Source organism: Bacillus sp. S2(2024) (genome assembly GCF_050474045.1).
In the GTDB taxonomy this organism is placed as follows: Bacteria; Bacillota; Bacilli; order Bacillales; family Bacillaceae_G; genus Bacillus_A; species Bacillus_A yunxiaonensis.
Genome location: NZ_JBFLUS010000003.1, coordinates 2913613 through 2933996 on the forward strand (window position 1 = coordinate 2913613; position 20384 = coordinate 2933996).

The 20384-nt window shown below is 37.9% G+C and carries 17 protein-coding genes and 3 other annotated features; of the genes, 2 read left to right on the forward strand and 15 right to left on the reverse strand.

What is annotated here, in order from left to right:
* Nucleotides 1-91: 91 nt before the first annotated feature.
* Nucleotides 92-1456 carry an amino acid permease gene (locus AB1284_RS14585; protein ID WP_429754161.1) on the reverse strand — a complete coding sequence of 455 codons (1365 nt, stop codon included), beginning with the start codon at nucleotides 1454-1456 and terminating at the stop codon, nucleotides 92-94.
* Between the two features lie 248 nt (nucleotides 1457-1704).
* Nucleotides 1705-1929, reverse strand: a binding site (T-box leader).
* Nucleotides 1930-1976: 47 nt separating this feature from the next.
* Nucleotides 1977-2201 (reverse strand) — a binding site (T-box leader).
* Nucleotides 2202-2248: 47 nt separating this feature from the next.
* Nucleotides 2249-2473, reverse strand: a binding site (T-box leader).
* Nucleotides 2474-2736: 263 nt separating this feature from the next.
* On the opposite strand from AB1284_RS14585, the gene AB1284_RS14590 reads away from it, so the two are divergent.
* Nucleotides 2737-3411, forward strand: a complete 675-nt coding sequence (locus AB1284_RS14590; protein ID WP_429754160.1) for an MOSC domain-containing protein — start codon at nucleotides 2737-2739, stop codon at nucleotides 3409-3411.
* Between the two features lie 27 nt (nucleotides 3412-3438).
* Nucleotides 3439-3693 (forward strand): YbeF family protein, encoded by a 255-nt coding sequence (locus tag AB1284_RS14595; protein WP_429754159.1) that lies wholly within the window; start codon nucleotides 3439-3441, stop codon nucleotides 3691-3693.
* A gap of 61 nt (nucleotides 3694-3754) precedes the next feature.
* On the opposite strand, the gene pyrE is transcribed toward AB1284_RS14595, so the two are convergent.
* From pyrE to ileS, 14 genes are all read right to left on the reverse strand, one after another.
* On the reverse strand, nucleotides 3755-4387 hold the full coding sequence (pyrE, locus tag AB1284_RS14600) for an orotate phosphoribosyltransferase (RefSeq protein WP_429754158.1): 633 nt from the start codon (nucleotides 4385-4387) through the stop codon (nucleotides 3755-3757).
* The gene (pyrF, locus tag AB1284_RS14605; RefSeq protein ID WP_429754157.1) at nucleotides 4384-5100 is read right to left on the reverse strand and encodes an orotidine-5'-phosphate decarboxylase; all 717 of its coding nucleotides are present in this window, start codon (nucleotides 5098-5100) and stop codon (nucleotides 4384-4386) included. The genes pyrE and pyrF overlap by 4 nt, the downstream gene beginning before the upstream one ends.
* Complete coding sequence (pyrD, locus tag AB1284_RS14610) at nucleotides 5085-6014, reverse strand: dihydroorotate oxidase B catalytic subunit (RefSeq protein ID WP_098305512.1); 930 nt, start codon at nucleotides 6012-6014, stop codon at nucleotides 5085-5087. The genes pyrF and pyrD overlap by 16 nt, the downstream gene beginning before the upstream one ends.
* Nucleotides 6011-6790 carry a dihydroorotate oxidase B electron transfer subunit gene (pyrK, locus tag AB1284_RS14615; RefSeq protein WP_429754156.1) on the reverse strand — a complete coding sequence of 260 codons (780 nt, stop codon included), beginning with the start codon at nucleotides 6788-6790 and terminating at the stop codon, nucleotides 6011-6013. Before pyrK ends, pyrD begins: the two co-directional genes overlap by 4 nt.
* Nucleotides 6787-10005 (reverse strand): carbamoyl-phosphate synthase large subunit, encoded by a 3219-nt coding sequence (gene carB, locus AB1284_RS14620; protein WP_429754155.1) that lies wholly within the window; start codon nucleotides 10003-10005, stop codon nucleotides 6787-6789. The genes pyrK and carB overlap by 4 nt, the downstream gene beginning before the upstream one ends.
* Nucleotides 9990-11087, reverse strand: coding sequence for a carbamoyl phosphate synthase small subunit (locus AB1284_RS14625; protein ID WP_429754154.1), 1098 nt, complete (start codon nucleotides 11085-11087; stop codon nucleotides 9990-9992). The genes carB and AB1284_RS14625 overlap by 16 nt, the downstream gene beginning before the upstream one ends.
* Nucleotides 11084-12370: a dihydroorotase gene (gene pyrC, locus AB1284_RS14630; protein ID WP_429754153.1), complete on the reverse strand. Its 1287-nt coding sequence runs from the start codon at nucleotides 12368-12370 to the stop codon at nucleotides 11084-11086. The genes AB1284_RS14625 and pyrC overlap by 4 nt, the downstream gene beginning before the upstream one ends.
* Nucleotides 12354-13268 (reverse strand): aspartate carbamoyltransferase, encoded by a 915-nt coding sequence (gene pyrB / locus AB1284_RS14635; RefSeq protein WP_429754152.1) that lies wholly within the window; start codon nucleotides 13266-13268, stop codon nucleotides 12354-12356. The genes pyrC and pyrB overlap by 17 nt, the downstream gene beginning before the upstream one ends.
* 148 nt (nucleotides 13269-13416) lie before the next feature.
* Nucleotides 13417-14709 (reverse strand): solute carrier family 23 protein, encoded by a 1293-nt coding sequence (locus AB1284_RS14640; RefSeq protein WP_429754151.1) that lies wholly within the window; start codon nucleotides 14707-14709, stop codon nucleotides 13417-13419.
* A 145-nt stretch (nucleotides 14710-14854) separates the two neighbouring features.
* Complete coding sequence (gene pyrR / locus AB1284_RS14645) at nucleotides 14855-15397, reverse strand: bifunctional pyrimidine operon transcriptional regulator/uracil phosphoribosyltransferase (RefSeq protein ID WP_336483174.1); 543 nt, start codon at nucleotides 15395-15397, stop codon at nucleotides 14855-14857.
* Between the two features lie 199 nt (nucleotides 15398-15596).
* Nucleotides 15597-16505 carry an RluA family pseudouridine synthase gene (locus tag AB1284_RS14650; RefSeq protein ID WP_429754150.1) on the reverse strand — a complete coding sequence of 303 codons (909 nt, stop codon included), beginning with the start codon at nucleotides 16503-16505 and terminating at the stop codon, nucleotides 15597-15599.
* A 3-nt stretch (nucleotides 16506-16508) separates the two neighbouring features.
* Entirely contained in the window at nucleotides 16509-16967 is a 459-nt protein-coding gene (gene lspA, locus AB1284_RS14655; RefSeq protein WP_336483176.1) for a signal peptidase II, read from the reverse strand.
* Nucleotides 16968-17088: 121 nt separating this feature from the next.
* Nucleotides 17089-17421 (reverse strand): molecular chaperone DnaK, encoded by a 333-nt coding sequence (locus tag AB1284_RS14660; protein ID WP_429754149.1) that lies wholly within the window; start codon nucleotides 17419-17421, stop codon nucleotides 17089-17091.
* A 129-nt stretch (nucleotides 17422-17550) separates the two neighbouring features.
* The gene (gene ileS, locus AB1284_RS14665) at nucleotides 17551-20316 is read right to left on the reverse strand and encodes an isoleucine--tRNA ligase (protein ID WP_429754148.1); all 2766 of its coding nucleotides are present in this window, start codon (nucleotides 20314-20316) and stop codon (nucleotides 17551-17553) included.
* Nucleotides 20317-20384: the final 68 nt, after the last annotated feature.

Genomic DNA, 20384 nt, shown 5'->3' on the forward strand with positions numbered 1-20384 from the left:
TATTCAATAGAAGCGTGCTCTGATGGTTATTGGATTAATGTCCCTACCCTATCAAGTTTTAAAATAGGCTATACTTATTGCCCTCATGAATTTAACTTATATGCTTTAATTGTGTGTCTTCTTTCTTTCTATTCCGTCCTTTAAGTAAAGCAAAACCAATTAAAATTGCTAAAGTTGTAAAACAAACCACTGTTCCGACTGAAATTCCATTACTAAACGTTGAACCTATGAAAATAATACATAATCCCACGATTCCAATAATAGTCGTAGTTGGAAAAAAACTCATTTTAAAATTAGGCATTGTTGAATAATTAGGGCGTAATTTAAGTTGCGCAAAGCAAATGCTTAGCCAAAGCAATAACATTGTAAATCCTGGAATTGTCATCATTGTTCCAATAATACTATCTGGAGCAAAGAATGCTAGCCCTGCACCTATCAATAATAATAAGCCATTCAAAAAGATTGCAATAATTGGTGCACCTGATTTCGCAGTTTTTTTCAATATTTTTGGAGCTTCTCCTTTTTCAGCTAACGCAACCATTGTTCTAGAAGTAGCAAAAACTCCTGAATTCGCAGCTGAAAGAACTGCAGTTAATAAAACAAAATTCATGATATGTGCAACACCTGGGATACCAATGGCATTCATTACTTGTATAAATGGACTTTCATTTCCTGCAACTTGATTCCAAGGTATTAATCCAGCAATAATTGTAATGGGCAAGATATAAAATATGATAACGCGCCAAACAACACCCTTTATCACTTTAGGTAAAACCTTTTCAACGTCTTTTGTTTCAGAAATTGCTACCCCTATTAACTCAGATCCTCCAAATGAGAACATTACAATAAAACAAGCACTAAATACCCCTTTAATACCATTTGGAAAGAATCCCCCATGACCAAATAAATGTTCCGTTGGTGTCGATGGAGCAAAACTCGTTAGTCCGAATAAGACTGCTCCACCTAAAAGGATGAATAATACCAGTGCTAGAATTTTTATACTAGCAAACCAAAATTCCATTTCGCCATAGAATTTTACCTGAAAGCTGTTAATCCCCACAACTAAAAGCGCACAAATAGCACTTAATAACCAAAGAGGTACATTTGAAAACCAAAATTGTAAAAAAGAGCCTGCCGCTAATATTTCTACAATTGTAACAAGTGTCCAGTTAATCCAGTATAGCCATCCAACTACAAATGATACATGAAATCCAAAAGCCTTATGAACTAAATGTTGAACATTATGATTTGGATAAACAACAGCCATTTCAGCTAAAGCCACCATAACAATCATCATTAATAATCCACCAAGTAAGTACGAAACAATTACACCAGGCCCGGCAATCCCTAGAGTATCTCCACTCCCTTTGAAAATGCCCGTACCAATCATTCCCGCTAACGCTAAAAATTGAACATGTCTAGGTAATAACTCTTTTTTTAAGCCATCTTTCTTCATTCTTTTTTCCTCTTTCTGTTCCTAATTTTTTTAATTGTTTTGCAAGTAATGTTACATAGTAATAGCCATCTTCCATGGCTATTCACCTCCTTTACAACACCATTTTGACTTGGTGAATGAATTGATTTTATCTAAATCAAATTTTTAAAAATAAAGGCCTATAAACCTCCTAAAAACATAATCATCAATCCTTCATTTAGATACTTCTACTTTTAAAAGCAAATAAAAAATCCCTACTGAAATTAATCAGTAGGGACGATTTTATTCGCGGTACCACCCTAATTATTGACAAACTCTATATGCCAATCTCTTCATTCTCTATAACGGCTCTTCACCGTCTTCCCCTTACAATTCGCTCGAAGAAGATGCTCCTGGATTGTAATTCATGCTGTTCTTTGTACTGACTTACACCAACCGTCAGCTCTCTTTAACAGGGAGAACATACACTACTTTATTCCATTCATCGCTTATCTATTATTTAGTTGTTATGAAAATACAAAAATCCCTACTGAAATTAATCAGTAGGGACGATTTTATTCGCGGTACCACCCTAATTATTGACAAACTCTATATGCCAATCTCTTCATTCTCTATAACGGCTCTTCACCGTCTTCCCCTTACAATTCGCTCGAAGAAGATGCTCCTGGACTGTAATTCATGCTGTTCTTTGTACTGACTTACACCAACCGTCAGCTCTCTTTAACAGGGAGAACATACACTACTTTATTCCATTCATCGCTTATCTATTATTTAGTTGTTATGAAAATACAAAAATCCCTACTGAAATTAATCAGTAGGGACGATTTTATTCGCGGTACCACCCTAATTATTGACAAACTTTATATGTCAATCTCTTCATTCTCTATAACGGCTCTTCACCGTCTTCCCCTTACAATTCGCTCGAAGAAGATGCTCCTGGACTGTAATTCATGCTGTTCTTTGTACTGACTTACACCAACCGCCAGCTCTCTTTAACAGGGAGAACATACACTACTTTATTCCATTCATCGCTTATCTTATTTACTTATAAAGTATCTTATAATAAATGTAACAAAAAATCAATATTTTTTATTCCTGTAATTTTCTGTTAACAATAGCTACTTTTTCGGGTTATTATCAGGCTCATTGTAACAACGATTGTAGTGATGTTTCTCTTATACTCCATTCTCAAACATAGTTTCTCATCAAAACTATGTTTGAGAATACTACATGAAATCCGTAATTCTCCAGATTATTTATGGTAATATAAACCATATATATAACAGAAGGGTGCGATACTTATGCCACACATCATTTCCCTCAATATCGGAACACCGCAAAAATTACAGTTTCAAGGGAAAGAAATTGAAACAGGTCTGTTTAAAGAAAGTGTTAATAAACCTTTATATTTATCATTACTCAACTTTGAAGGGGATGGGCAAGCGGATTTGAAACACCACGGCGGTAAAGATAAAGCTGTTTGTGTATATGCATTTGAACATTATCCATATTGGGAAAAAGAGTTATCACAACAGCTTCCATATGGAGCATTTGGAGAAAATTTAACAATTACAGGATTACTAGAATCTGATGTATGTATTGGCAATATATATAAAATAGGAGAAGCATTCGTACAAGTAACGCAGCCAAGACAACCTTGTTATAAGCTAGCATATCGCTATCATAGAAAAGATTTCCCCCTTCTTGTTCAAAACACAGGCTTCACTGGTTTTTACGTACGAGTATTAGAAGAAGGAACCGTTTCCCCTTCTGATGAAATTAAACGAATAGAACAAAATGAACATCATATAACAATTGCCTTCGCAAATGAAATGATGCACCATGATAAACATAATATAGAAGGAATACAAAGCATATTAGCAGTTGATTCTTTATCAGAAAGCTGGCGTAATACATTTACGAAGCGATTAGAGGGAAAAGAAACGAGTGCAGAAAAACGTTTAACAGGAAAATAACAAACTTATAGGAAAAGAGGACAGCGCATGAGTGAATTTATATTCACATTATTTATTTGTCCGTTACTTGTCTTTATTTTTTCTGTTATGGGTACACGAATTACAAAGACGTATTATATAATGCCTATTATTACATTTGCGATTTTTCTTATTGTAGCAGTAACATTATTTAATCGATCATTTTTCTTTTGGGTAGGGATGTATAGTATTTTTTCGTTTCTTGTTTCTTATATGACGCTATTATTTGTAAAAGGAAATAGGGAGGTAGATAAAAAGCAATAATCGTATAATTGCATAAAAAAACACGACCGAGTTTCCCCCCGCGGTCGTGCTTTCTTTATTATTATGCTGTAATCCAAGCCTCATCAGCTGGATTTTTGCGCCATTCTTGTAGTTTTTTCGTTTCAGCTTCACCGATCATACCTTTTTCTGCTGCTACTTCTGTAAGTGCACTGTAGTCGCTTAAAGAGTATGATGCAACGTTTGCTGCTGCTAATTTTTCTTTTCCTGCTTCAAGTTCGTATGTGAAGATTGATACGATTCCTAATACTTCACAGCCTGCTTCGCGAAGTGCCTCTACACAAGTAATTGCACTGCCACCAGTTGAGATTAAATCTTCTACTACAACAACTTTTTGGCCTTTTTCTGCTTTACCTTCGATTTGGTTTCCTTTACCATGACCTTTTGCTTTACTGCGTACATAACACATTGGTAAGTTCATACGATCGCTTACCCAAGCAGCATGTGCAATACCTGCTGTCGCTGTTCCTGCAATAACCTCAACAGCCCCGAAGTGTGTTTGAATTAATTCTTCTAACCCTGCTGCAATCGCTTGACGTACTTCTGGGTATGATAATGTTAAACGATTATCACAATAAATTGGTGATTTCATTCCAGAAGACCATGTAAATGGATCATTGGGTTGTAAAAATACTGCTCCAATATCTAATAAATGAGATGCGATTTGTTTTTTCATACTGTTACACCCTCCCACTGTTCTTTTACAATTTGATACGCTGCGCGCGGATTTTCTGCTTTTGTAATACTACGTCCTACTACGATATAACTAGAGCCTAGTTCACGCGCACGTTTAGGCGTCGCTACGCGTACTTGGTCATTTACATCATCACTTGCAAGACGAATCCCCGGTGTTACTGTTACGAAAGCATCTCCGCATACTTCACGCAATTTTGGTACTTCCAGCGTTGAACAAACAACGCCGTCCAGACCGCTTTCTTTCGTTAATTTCGCATAATGAGCAACCGCTTCTTCTAACGTTTTCTCAATGCCGATCTCTTTTTTCATTACTTCTTCCGATGTACTTGTTAGTTGTGTAACTGCAATACAAATCGGTCTCTCTTTTCCTTCTTTCTTACCTTCCTCTAATCCCTCAAGCGCCGCTTTCATCATACTGCTTCCCCCAGCAGCATGAACGTTTACCATATCAACATCTAAACTAGCTAAATTACGCATCGCGCTTTTCACTGTGTTCGGAATATCATGAAGCTTCAAATCTAAAAAGATTTGATGTCCTTTTTCTTTTAAGTACGTAATAATCGCAGGTCCCTCTTTGTAAAACAGTTCCATACCAACTTTGACAAATAATCGTTCCCCTTCAAAGTGACTTAAAAACTGTTCTACCTCTGCTTTACCTGGAAAATCCAGTGCAATAATTAAAGATTGTGACATGTTTGCTTCCAGCTCCTTCCTTGACATTCCGAAATGTGTTCAAATCCTAATTCATCTAAAAGTGCTGGTAATTCTTCAATAATTGTTGGACATACAAATGGGTCAACGAAGTTTGCTGTTCCAACTGCTACTGCACTTGCACCAGCGTAGAAGAACTCAATTACATCTTCCGCTGATTCAATACCACCCATTCCGATAATTGGAATGTTCACAGCTTGACTCACTTCGTGCACCATACGAATTGCCACCGGCTTAATCGCTGGGCCAGATAGTCCACCTGTACGGTTTGCTAAAATTGGTTTTGCTGTTTTTAAATCTAAACGCATGCCAAGCAATGTATTAATCATCGTTAATCCGTCCGCACCAGCGTTTTCAATTGCTTTTGCAATCTCTACAATGTTTGCCACGTTCGGTGACAATTTCACATATACCGGCACTTCAGAAACCTCTTTTACTCGCTTCGTTAAATCAGCAGCAATTTCTGGAACTGTACCAAAAGCGATACCACCCGTTTTTACGTTTGGACAAGAAATATTTAACTCTAACGCATGAACATTTGGAGCTTTCGAAATTTCCTTTGCTACTGCTACATAATCCTCAGCTTGTGAGCCCGCAACGTTCGCAATAATCGGAAGATCAAATTGCTCTAACCATGGTAATTCAGACGTCATTACCTTCTCTAACCCCGGGTTTTGAAGCCCGATTGCATTTAGCATTCCGCCTGGTGTTTCGGCAACACGAGGTGTTGGATTTCCATAACGAGGTTGTTCCGTTGTTGCTTTAATCATGATTGATCCAAGTACACTTAAATCATAAAACTGCGCATACTCACGACCAAACCCGAAGCAACCAGATGCTGGGATAATTGGATTCTTTAATGATAATCCTGGTAATTCAACTTGCAATCTGTTCATAGTACAACCTCCCCGATTGGAAATACTGGTCCGTCACTACACACCTTCTTGTAAGAATGTCCACTTGGATCTTCTTGCAAGTGGCATACACATGCGAAACACGCTCCAATACCACAACCCATACGTTCCTCTAGTGAAATGTAGGCTTTTTTCTCTTTATAGCGGCCTTCTAATGCACGAAGCATTGCTAAAGGTCCACATGAGTATAAAATGTCAAAGTCAATTCCATACGTATCGATTACATCTGTTACAAATCCTTTTGTACCATGTGTACCGTCGACTGTTGCAACATACGTATCGCCAAGCTCTGCAAATTTCTCTTCGTAGAAGACAACATCTTTTGTTTGGAAACCTAAGATGTGAATGACACGTACTCCTTTTGCAACAAGGCGTTGTGATAACTCATAAAGTGGTGGCACACCAATTCCGCCCCCTACTAAAAGAGCCATTTGCCCTGCTTCTGCTTCTTCTACAGGAAATCCATGACCTAGTGGTCCTAATACGTCTACAAGTTCACCTTGTTTTTTCTTTGCTAATGTTTTTGTTCCTTGTCCTTCCGCACGATATAGCATTGTAAACTCGTTATTTTCTTGATCAACATTACAAATACTAATTGGGCGGCGCAGCAGAGGCGCAATGCCTTCTGCTACTTTAATGTGTACAAACTGCCCTGGTTCGTTCATTTGCTGTACAAGATCACCTTGAAGCACTAGTTCATAAATATTTTTTGCGATTTCTTTTTGGTTAACGACGATCATATTTTGCTTTTGCATCATGCACGTACCACCTCGTGACGCTCAGTTGGCGCAAATTCTTTCATTGCGTGAGCTGAAAATGTCATGGATTCTAGTACACGTAAGATTGCTCTTGTTGTATCTAGTGATGTTAAGCATGCTACTCCATTTTCTACAGATTCACGGCGAATACGGAAACCATCACGCGCTGGCTGTTTTCCTTTTGTTAATGTATTGATAACAAACTGTGCTTTTCCTTGACGGATAATATCAAGTAAGTTGTAGTCTTCAGAATCAATTTTGTTTACAACTTGCACCGGAATGTTTTGCTCTGTTAACGATTGTGCTGTTCCTGCTGTTGCTAATAAGTTATAGCCGATTTCATGGAAGCGTTTTGCAATTTCCATCGCTTCTTCTTTATCTTTATCCGCTACAGTAATGATTACTGATCCATGCGTTGGAATGTTAATTCCAGAAGCAACTAGCCCTTTGTATAATGCTTTTTCAAGTGTTAGGTCTTTACCCATTACTTCCCCTGTTGATTTCATTTCAGGCCCTAATGTTGTATCAACAGAACGTAGTTTTGCAAATGAGAATACTGGAGCTTTTACATACACTTCATTCTCTTCTGGGTGATAGCCAGTTCCATATCCTTGTTCTACAAGATTTTGACCTAAAATAACTTTTGTTGCGATATTCGCCATCGGTACACCTGTAATTTTACTTAAGAATGGTACTGTACGACTCGCACGTGGGTTTACCTCAATTACATACACTTCATCTTTGAATACTACAAACTGGATATTTAATAATCCAACAATGTTTAATCCTCTTCCAAGTGCAATTGTATTTTCAATAATTTGTTCTTTCAGTTTTGCAGATAAGCTTTGCGGTGGGTATACTCCAATTGAGTCACCGGAGTGAACACCTGCGCGTTCAATATGTTCCATAATACCTGGAATGAACACATTTTCACCGTCTGAAATTGCATCTACTTCAATTTCTTTACCAACCATATAGCGGTCAATTAGTACCGGATGATCTGCATGAACTTTAACTGCATTTTTCATGTAGTGCAGTAGTTCTTCTTGACGATATACGATTTCCATCGCACGTCCACCTAGTACGTAAGATGGTCTTACTAATACCGGGTAACCAATTTCTTCAGCGATTGCTACCGCTTGTTCTACAGTTGTTGCTGTTTTACCAACTGGCTGCGGGATACCAAGCTGTGTTAATGCAGCTTCGAATTTATCACGATCTTCTGCACGGTCTAGATCTTCAAGTGATGTTCCTAAAATTTTCACACCGTGTTCTTCTAATTTCGCCGCTAAGTTAATTGCCGTTTGTCCACCAAATTGAACGATAACACCTTCTGGCTGTTCTAAATCAATGATGTGCATTACATCTTCGATTGTTAATGGTTCAAAGTATAATTTGTCCGAAATACTGAAGTCTGTTGAAACTGTTTCTGGGTTATTGTTAATGATAATTGCTTCATATCCAGCTTCTTTAATTGCCCATACAGAGTGAACTGTTGCGTAGTCAAACTCAACACCTTGACCGATACGGATTGGACCAGATCCTAGTACAACTACACTCTTACGATCTGTTACAATTGATTCATTTTCATCAGCGTATGTGCTGTAGTAATACGGTGTTGCAGATTCAAACTCTGCCGCACAAGTATCTACCATTTTAAATACTGGCGTCATACTGTTTTCTTTACGTGTTTCATAAATTTCACGCTCTGTTTTGTTCCAAGCAGCTGCGATGTAATGATCACTGAAGCCCATTTCTTTTGCTTCTTGCAGCACTTCCATATCGCCTACATGGTTTTTAACTTTACGTTCCATGTTTACGATGTTTTCAACTTTTTGTAAGAAGAAGAAGTCCATTTCACACCATGCATTAATTTCTTCTTTCGTTACACCTTGACGAATTGCTTCTGCTACAACGAACAGACGCTCATCATCTGCTTTAATAATGCGTTTTTTCATCGTTTCTTTATCAAGCTCTTTTAAGTGATCTAACTCTAGGTGATAAATACCAAGCTCTAAAGAACGAACCGCTTTTAATAAGGATTCCTCTAAGTTACGTCCGATTGACATAACCTCACCAGTTGCCTTCATCTGTGTACCAAGCGTTCTGTTCGCTGATTCAAACTTATCAAATGGCCAACGTGGAATTTTTGAAACAACATAGTCTAATGCTGGCTCGAAACAAGCGTATGTTTTTTGTGTTACTGGGTTTACAATTTCATCTAATGTTAAGCCGACTGCAATTTTCGCTGCTAATTTCGCAATTGGATATCCAGTTGCTTTAGATGCTAGTGCAGATGAACGACTTACACGTGGGTTTACTTCGATTACATAGTATTGGAAGCTATGTGGATCAAGTGCAAGCTGAACGTTACATCCACCTTCAATTCCTAATGCACGAATAATTCTTAATGATGTGTTACGTAACATTTGATATTCACGGTCACTTAACGTTTGGCTCGGTGCTACAACGATAGAATCACCTGTGTGAACTCCAACTGGATCAATATTTTCCATGTTACATACTACGATTGCGTTATCATTTGAATCACGCATTACTTCATATTCAATTTCCTTACAGCCAGCAATACTTTTCTCTAATAAACATTGTGTTACTGGGCTATGTTTTAAACCACTTGTTACGATTTCAATTAACTCTTCTTCGTTATGGCAAATACCACCGCCCGTTCCCCCTAATGTGAATGCTGGACGAACGATTACTGGATAACCGATTTCTTTTACAAACTCATATGCTTCATCAAGGTTATGAATAATTTCACTTGGTGGTGTTGGTTCATTTAAATCTTGCATTAATGTACGGAATAAATCACGATCTTCCGCTTGCTCAATTGCTGATAATTTCGTTCCTAAAATTTCAACTCCGCACTCTTCTAGTACGCCTGATTTTGCAAGTTCAACAGCCATATTTAGTCCCGTTTGTCCGCCTAGTGTCGGCAGGATTGCATCTGGGCGTTCTTTACGAATAATACGGCTTACGAATTCTAATGTTAATGGCTCAATGTATACTTTATCTGCTGTTGCAGTATCTGTCATAATTGTTGCTGGGTTAGAGTTAACAAGGATTACTTTGTAACCTTCCTCTTTAAGAGATTGACAAGCTTGTGTACCAGAGTAATCAAACTCCGCTGCTTGCCCAATTACAATTGGTCCTGATCCGATTACTAAAATTGTGTTAATGTCTAGGCGTTTTGGCATAACTCTTCCCCTTCTTTCTTGAAGTTTTCAATCATTGTTAAGAAATCTTCGAATAAATCATTTGCATCTTCTGGCCCTGCTGAAGCTTCTGGATGGTATTGTACTGTAAATGCTGGGAACTTCGTATGACGAAGACCTTCTACTGTTCCATCATTTAAAGCTACATGTGTAATCTCAAGATCTGTACTTTTAACTGACTCTTCTTCTACTGCGTAACCATGGTTTTGAGAAGTAATGGCTACTTTTCCAGTTGCAAGATTCTTTACTGGATGATTTAAACCACGGTGACCGAATTTTAACTTGCTTGTATTTGCACCAGATGCTAGAGCGAACAATTGATGTCCAAGGCAAATCCCGAATAATGGTACTTTTCCGATAATGCCTTTTAGCATTTCAATTGCTTCTGGTACATCTTTTGGATCCCCAGGTCCATTACTTAACATAATTCCATCTGGGCTAAGGCGTAAAATCTCTTCAGCCGTTGTATTGTATGGTACAACAATTACATCACAATCACGTTTATTTAGTTCTCGTAAAATACCATGCTTCATACCGAAGTCTACAAGTACAACGCGATGGCCGCGGCCTGGACTTGGATATGGATCTTTTGTTGAAACGTGTTTCACATGATCTGTAAAGACTGTCGCTTTTAATTGGCTAACGATGTACTCTACATCCGCATCCATGTCGCAAAGACGTCCGCGTAAAGTTCCATATTGACGAATTTTTCGTGTTAATTTTCTTGTATCAATCCCTGCTAATCCTGGAATGTTTCTTTCTTTTAAATACTCATCTAACGAAATTTCATTACGGAAGTTAGATGGGTGATCACAAATTTCGTTTACTATTAAACCATTTACAGATGGATGAATTGATTCAAAATCATCACGATTAATACCGTAATTTCCGATTAATGGATACGTAAATGTTACGATTTGACCGCAATATGATGGATCAGATAATGTCTCTTGATATCCCGTCATCCCTGTTGTAAATACGACTTCACCTGATTTTTCAATTTCTCCGCCAAAGCCTTTTCCAATTAATACTGTTCCATCTTCTAAGATAAGCTGTCTTTTCATACTAATGCACTCTCCTTTTGCCATGCGATCTTACCGCTAACTAATGTCATAACCGGCCATCCTTGGCACTTCCAACCTGCAAATGGCGTATTTTTTCCTTTTGATAAGAATGTTGCTGGGTCAATCTCTTCTTCTTGTTCTAAATCAATAATTGTAATATCAGCTGCTCTTCCTTCTTGCAGTCGGCCTGCTTCTAAACCGAATGTGTCAGCTGGTTTTTCTGTTAAGAATTGAATTAACTGTTCTAATGTGATAATTCCCTTTTTCACAAGGTTTGTATATAGTAATGGGAATGCTGTTTCAAAACCAGTAATTCCAAATGGCGCTCTTTCAATACCTTGTGCTTTTTCTTCTGCTGCATGCGGTGCATGATCTGTTGCAATTATGTCGATTGTTCCATCTAGTAATCCTTCAATTAATGCTTCATGGTCTTCTTTTCCTCGAAGCGGTGGGTTCATTTTAAAGTTTGGATCAACCGATGGGATATCATCTTCACATAGTACTAAGTGATGCGGTGTTACTTCTGCTGTTACTTTAATTCCAGCACGCTTTGCATCACGAATCACACGTACAGATCCTTTTGTACTTACGTGACATACGTGATAGTGACAACCTGCTGCTTCTGCAAGTAATATGTCCCGGGCAATATGTACAGATTCACATACTGATGGGATACCGTTTAAGCCGTGCTTCTCAGAAAACTTCCCTTCATGTACACAACCTTTATTAATAAGCGTATTTTCTTCACAGTGTGCAACAACTGCCATATTTAATTTTGCTGCACGCTTCATCGCTGCCAGCATCATGCTTGCATCTTGTACGCCTACGCCATCATCAGTAAACGCGAATGCTCCAAGTTCTTTTAATGTTTCAAAGTCTGTCATTTCAGAACCTGCCTGGCGTACTGTAATCGCTCCATACGGCAATACATTTACATGTGCTTTTTCTTTAATTCGTTTTTGCAAGTCTTCCATATGTTCTCTGCTGTCTGGTACTGGACGTGTATTTGGCATTGCGCAAATTGTTGTAAATCCACCTTTTGCTGCTGCAAGTGTACCTGTTTCAATTGTTTCTTTATGCTCACCACCTGGTTCACGAAGATGAACGTGTACATCTACTAATCCAGGTGCAATTAATTTTCCGTTTACATCGATTACTTCAGCATGATCTGCCGTAATATTTTCTGCTACTTTCGCAATTTTACCGTCTTGTACGAGAAGATCTGTTGCTACGATTTTTCCTTCTTCATTCAAATAACGTCCATTTTTAAACAAATAGTTCATGTTTCATTCCTCCTAATACATTTGGTAATGCGCGTTTTAGTACAGCCATTCTTACGTAAACTCCGTTTTCCATCTGTTTGAATATGCGTGAACGCTCACACTCTACGAGTTCACTTGCAATTTCTACATCACGATTTACAGGAGCTGGATGCATAATAATGCTTCCCTGTTTCATACGCTTTTCTCGTTCAATTGTTAATCCGTGTTGCTCATGATACTGTTTCATGATATCTGTTTCATAATGATCATGACGTTCATGTTGCACACGAAGTAACATCATCACATCAACTTCTGGAACAAGCTCATCTAAACTTTTGTATGTTCCAAATGTGTTCGTTTCATCTTTCCACTCTTCAGGACTAGCAAAGTAAATCGTTGCTCCTAGTTTTGTTAAAGCTTCAGCATTAGAACGTGCTACTCGGCTATGGCGAATATCTCCAACAATCGCAATCTTTACTCCTTCAAATCTTCCAAACTCTTGTTTAATTGTTAGAAGATCTAGAAGACATTGCGTTGGATGATTTCCACATCCATCTCCAGCATTCAAGATTGGAATGTTTACTTGATCCTTTAGCTCATCGAAGTAGCGATCTTGTTGATGGCGGATGACTACTGCTTTTGTTCCGATTGATTCGAGTGTTCTTATCGTATCGTATAGTGTTTCTCCTTTTTGTACGCTAGAAGACTCTGCTGAGAAGTTCAGAACATCAAGCCCTAATCGCTTCTCTGCTACTTCAAAGCTAAAACGTGTTCTCGTACTATTCTCAAAGAATAAGTTTGCAACAAACGTTTGCTCTGTCGTTCTTATTCCTTTTCCACTCGCGAAATCTTCTGCATCTTTTAGGATTTCTGAAATCTCCTGCTCCGATAATTCACTCATCGTTAACAAATGGTTCATTGTCATCCCTCATCTTTCTGATTTTTATCTTAACACCTTTGTATTTATATAACAATAACTGCATAAAAATACCCTAACCATTTGAGACTAGGGTGTAACAAACTACACATCCTTTTCCGTCTCACAGGACTGAATTAAAAAGTTGCCTTTATGAAGCAATTTGCTTTGATTGTTTTTGTTGTTTTTGTTGTTTCAGTTCAGGTAGTACTAAGTTTAGGATTACCCCTACAATTGCTGCAAGAGCCATGCCTTCTACTTGGAATGATTGACCGATATGAAGCACGGCACCGCCGATGCCAATTACAAGTATGACTGATGCTATTACTAAGTTTCGTTTATCACCTAAATCTGTTTTCTCATCTACCATCATGCGTAAACCGCTTGATGCGATAACACCGAATAGTAAGATTGAAACTCCTCCCATAACTGGTGTTGGGATCGAATGAATAAGAGCTGAGATTTTACCAATGAATCCGAACATGATTGCAAATATTGCTGATCCGACGAATAAATATACACTGTATGCTCTTGTAATTGCAAGCACCCCAATATTTTCACCGTAAGTCGTATTTGGCGGCCCTCCAATTAGTGAAGCAATAAATGTTGCAATTCCGTCTCCCATAATAGAGCGATGTAAACCTGGTTTTTCAATTAAGTCTTTATTCACAACATTTCCAAGTACAATTTGATGTCCAATATGTTCTGAAACTGTAACGATTGCAACAGGTATCATTACTAATGCTATTTTCCACGAAAATTCCGGTGTATATGTGACAAATGGTACTACGAAATCTGGTACAGCAAACCATTTCGCTTCTATTACTGGTTTTAAATCAACTAAACCTTGGAAGTAAGCAAAGATGTAACCGCCTATGATTCCTATTAAAACTGGTATGATACTGAAAAATCCTCTTCCAAAGATTGTGCAGATGATTGTAATTGCTAATGTTACGAGTGCAACTGAAAAGTGTGTAAAACTATACTTTCCATCTGCATTATTCATTGCCATGCCTACTGCTACATTCGCAAGTGAAAGTCCAATTACCATAACGACTGGACCTACGACGATTGGTGGTAAAAGCTTCATAATCCAGTTAGATCCAGATTTTTTAATCGCAAGTGCAATCAACATGTAAACAAGTCCTGCTAGCATTCCACCCAGCATTGCTGCTCCTGGGCCGCCTGCTGTTTTTACTGTAATAATAGGCGTAATAAATGCAAATGATGATCCGAGGTAAGCTGGAACTTGCCCTTTCGTGATTAACAGGAATGCTAATGTTCCTATTCCGCTCGAAATTAAAGCAACTGCTGGGCTTAGTCCAGTTAAAAATGGAACAAGCACCGTTGCTCCGAACATAGCAAATAAATGTTGTATACTTAACAACAACCATTTTCCTGGTTTCGGTACTTCATGAATGTCTAACACTGGCTTTTGCTCCATTATTATCTCCTCCAATGTTGAAAACTTGCAATAAAAAAACTCTTTGCGCCCTATGCGCAAAGAGTCCTATACTTTCGTATGTCAAATTAGACATATGAAAGCCAAGACCCTTTGGCAGCCTCACAGGACTACATTTAAAAGGGCTTTATTTTTCGTATATGCTTACTCGATCTTGTTTGTCTGTTTCTTGAAGTCCTACTTCAATACGCTCTTCGCTTGATGTTGGAATGTTTTTCCCTACATAATCAGCGCGAATTGGTAGTTCACGATGACCTCTATCTACAAGAACAGCTAACTGAATTTGCGATGGTCTACCGATATCCATTAATGCATCCATGGCAGCTCTTACTGTTCTTCCTGTATATAATACGTCATCAACGAGGATAACTTTTTTATTTGTAATGTCAACAGGAATATCTGAACCTTTTACAAGCGGTTCTTTATCTTTTGATTGCAGCGTTAAATCATCACGATATAATGTAATGTCTAATTCACCAACTGCCATCTCTTTCCCTTCAATTTGACTAATTCGTTCCGCTAAGCGCTGTGCGATAAAAATACCGCGTGTTTTAATCCCAACTAAAACACAATTTTCAACACCCTTATTACGTTCTACAATTTCGTGACTAATGCGTGTTAAAGCACGGCGAATCATTTGATCATCTAGTACCACTGCTTTTTCTTTCACGTTCTTCACCTCCAGGCTTTTTTCTTGCATGAGAGGAATGGTATAAAAAAATCCTCTCGTCGTGTGCGAGAGGATTTTTTGAAAAAGGGTATACGTACCCTACGTATTTCAAACCGTTACCTTCTCAACCTCACGGGGCTGTGTTAAAGGACTTATTCAACTGCTGTTATTATTGCAGTTTTTATAACGATTGTCAATATTATTTTCGCAATTCATCCAAAAGATCTGCAAAAATTTGTGGAATTGGTGCTTCAAATTCTAAATATTCACCTGTGCGCGGGTGAACGAAACCTAAAATACCTGCATGTAATGCTTGACCATTTATATCAAATGTTTTCTTTGGACCATATTTCGGGTCACCTGCAAGTGGGTACCCAATATATTTCATATGTACACGAATTTGATGCGTACGACCTGTTTCCAGTTGACATTCCACATGAGTGAAATTATTAAAACGTTCTAATACACGGAAATGAGTTACAGCATGTTTTCCATTTTCCTCAACAGTCATACTTTGACGGTCTTGTTTATCGCGTCCAATTGGCGCATCAACCGTTCCTTTATCATGCGGAATAACACCATGAACAATGGCTTGGTAGCGTCTTGTCACTGTTTTTGCCACAAGCTGATTTACAAGTGCTTCATGTGCCATATCATTTTTTGCCACCATCAATAATCCAGAGGTATCTTTATCAATGCGGTGCACAATTCCTGGGCGCATTACACCGTTAATACCCGATAAATCTTTACAGTGATACATTAAACCGTTCACTAGCGTACCGCTCGTATGACCTGGCGCAGGGTGTACAACCATGCCACGCGGCTTATTTACGACAAGTACATCACTATCCTCATAATAAATCTCTAAATTCATATCTTCTGGAAGAATATCTAATGATTCTGGTTCTGGAATGGTAACTGTAATTTCATCATTTGTTTTTACTTTATAGTTCCCTTTGATGTCTTTTCCATTTACGGTTACAACACCATCTTTAATCCATTGTTGTACTTGTGAACGCGACCATTCATTGTTCACCCCTGCAACAAATTTATCAATCCGTTCGTTTTTTTGCTCTTCTGTAACTGTTACTTGCACTACTTCGCTCATTATTTACTCCTTTGTTTTCTTTCCTTCTAGTAATGTTTGAATAATAATTAACATAACACCAACACATAATGCCGAATCTGCAATGTTAAATACCGGGAAGTTGTATGAGAAAATATACGTATGAATAAAATCAACAACTTCTTTTCGGAATACACGATCAATAAAATTACCAATTGCTCCGCCTAGAATAAGTCCAAGCGAAATGCCGAGAAGCTTGTCTGTCTTTGCATATTTTTGCATATAAATCACAATAAAAATAACAAAGATGACTGTGATAACATAAAAGAACCACATTCTATTTTCTAAAATGCCCCATGCAGCCCCAGTATTACGGTGAGACGTTATGTATAGCACATTATCAATAATCGGAATGCTCTGGCCATACTCCATTTCCTTTACGATAATCCATTTTGATACTTGATCAATGACAATCACAAATAATGCTATCAAATAATATATCATTTTCGTTTCCCCCACAATGACAGTGTACCTCAAAATTTTAGCATAGCTGCTATGTTTTCACAATGAAGCATCGCATGGGAGCATAAAATAAAATGAAATAGGTAATATAATATTGTTGTCTTTAAATTGTTTTTACTTTTTCATAAAAACATTCATAAACTGTACGTGCTGTTGGCATAGCCTTTAATTGTCTAAGCGTCATTCTTTGCCCTGTTTCTTCACAAATCCCATACATACCAATTTCCATTTTCAAAAGTGCTCGCTCTACATCTTTTAAATCTTCTCTCATATCATGCAATAATAATTTATTTTTCCCATTAGTATTATCTATACCTAAAAATTCCTGTCCAAATTCTACATCATACGCATACGTCTCTTCCTTTGCTAGTCGCTCCTGTAGTTCTCGTTTCATCAATTGCAGCTCTTCTTGAATCTCCATGTATGTGTCAGTCACAAGCGCGTCCCTCCCGGCTGGAATGTATCGTTAGTTTATCCGAAAAGCACGCGATTACCGCACACACATTTTTCCTTCCAAGGAAGAAAAAATCGACTGCATATAAGGCAGTCGATTTTCCTCATTTCATTATTTTACATAATGTTCTTTTACAACTTCTCCACAGCGTTCACATAATGTTGGATGGTCTGCATTACTTCCTACTGTTTCAGATACAACCCAACAACGTTCACACGTTTCACCAGTTGCTTGTGCTACAACGACAGCTGTATGTTCATATTTCGGTGCATCAGCTGGCGCTTCTTCCATCGTTCCACCAAGTTTATACTCAGAGACAATAAACAACTGTTTTAAATCTTCGCTAATAGACTCTAACATTTGTTTCATTTCTGCAGTTGGGAATAGGGTAATGCTCGCATTTAACGATTTACCAATTACTTTCTCATTACGTGCCACTTCTAACGCTTTTAATACATCATCGCGAAGTGTCATAAATGCATCCCATTTTACTTTTAACTCTTCAGCGCCTTCTACTTCTACAGCTTCCGGCATATCAGTTAACTGAACGCTTTCTTCTATTACACCAGGAACATATGGCCATACTTCATCCGCTGTATGAGGTAAAATTGGCGTTACAAGTTTTGTTAATGCAACAAGAACATCATACAGTACCGTTTGAATTGCACGGCGATCATGGTTATTTTCTGCTTCGATATATAAAATATCTTTTGCAAAATCTAAATAGAATGAACTTAAATCAATTGTACAGAAGTTGTGAATCGCATGATATACAGCTGCAAATTCATACGTTTCATAAGCATCTTTTACTTTCGCAATTAAGTCGTTTAATTTCACTAACATGTAGCGGTCTACTTCACGAAGTTCTGCAGCTGGTACCACATCTTTACTTGGATCAAAATCAGCTAAGTTTCCTAATAAGAAGCGGAATGTGTTACGAATTTTACGATATACTTCTGCTACTTGTTTTAAGATATCATCAGAAATACGTACATCAGATTGATAATCAACTGAAGATACCCATAAACGTAAAATATCGCCGCCTAATTGATCCATAATCTTCTTCGGCACAACAATGTTTCCAATAGATTTACTCATTTTACGACCTTCACCATCGAGTACGAAGCCGTGACTTAAGACACCTTTATACGGTGCTTTACCTGTTACCGCAACTGCTGTTGATAATGAAGAGTTAAACCAACCGCGATATTGGTCAGATCCTTCTAAATATAAATCAGCTGGACGTTGCAGATCATCACGCTCTTCTAATACAGCTTGATGAGAAGAACCAGAATCAAACCATACATCCATAATGTCCGTTTCTTTACGGAATTCGCCATTTGGGCTAGATGGATGTGTAAAGCCTTCTGGTAATAAGTCTTTCGCTTCACGTTCAAACCATACGTTCGAACCATGTTCACGGAATAAGGCTGCTACATGATTAATCGTTTCATCTGTAATGATTGGATCACCGTTTTCTGCATAGAATACAGGAATCGGAACACCCCACGCACGTTGACGAGAAATACACCAATCACCGCGGTCACGAACCATATTATGAAGGCGTGTTTCACCCCATGCTGGTACCCATTTTGTTTCCTCTACAGCTTGTAATAATTCACTGCGGAACGCTTCAATAGATGCAAACCATTGTGCAGTTGCGCGGAAAATAATTGGTTGTTTCGTTCTCCAGTCATGTGGATAAGAATGCGTAATAAATGTTAATTTTAATAATGCACCAACCTCTTCTAATTTTTCCGTGATTGGTTTATTTGCTTTATCGTAGAATAACCCTTCAAATCCAGGTGCTTCACTTGTTAATACACCTTTATCATCAACTGGACAAAGAACTTCTAATCCATATTGTTTCCCAACAAGGAAGTCATCTTCCCCGTGTCCTGGTGCTGTATGTACACAACCTGTACCAGCATCTGTTGTAACGTGCTCACCAAGCATAACGAGAGAATCACGGTCATAGAATGGATGCTTAGCCACTGTATACTCAAGTTCGCTACCCTTTACTGTTTTTACAACTTCCGCATTTTCCCACTCTAATGTTTTTGAAACTGCTTCAAATAGCTCAGAAGCAATGATATATTTTGCATCATCTACTTTTACAATGCTGTATTCAAGTTCTGCATGAACAGAAATACCTAAGTTAGCTGGCAATGTCCAAGGTGTTGTTGTCCAAATGATGAACTTCTCGTCGCCTTCTAAAGCATTTTTTCCATCTTTAACAGGGAATGCTACATAAATAGATGCTGATTTTTTATCTTTATATTCTATTTCCGCTTCTGCTAATGCAGATTCACTTGTCGGAGACCAGTACACAGGTTTTTGTCCTTTATAGATGTAACCCTTTTTCGCCATTTCACCAAATACTTTAATTTGCTGTGCTTCGTATGCTGGCTCTAATGTAATGTATGGGTTATCCCAATCACCACGTACACCTAAACGTTTAAATTGCTCACGCTGACGGCTTACTTGCTCATATGCGTATTCTTCACAAAGTTTACGGAACTCAGCAACTGTCATCTCTTTACGCTTAACACCTTTATTTGTTAAAGCTTGCTCGATTGGTAATCCATGCGTATCCCAACCTGGTACATATGGTGCTGAAAAACCATTCATTGATTTATAGCGCACAATAAAATCTTTTAATACTTTATTTAAAGCATGTCCCATATGAATGTCACCATTCGCATATGGAGGTCCATCATGTAGTACGAATAGCGGACGCCCTTTTGTACGTTCTTGTACTTTTTCATAAATGTTCATTTCCACCCATTTTTCTTGCATTACAGGCTCACGTTTCGGTAGATTTCCACGCATTGGAAATTCTGTTTTTGGCATTAATAAAGTATCTTTGTAATCCATGCTTAATTCCTCCTTAAATATATAAAAAAAGACATTTTTTCTAAATAAATGGAATAAAAAAGAGACCT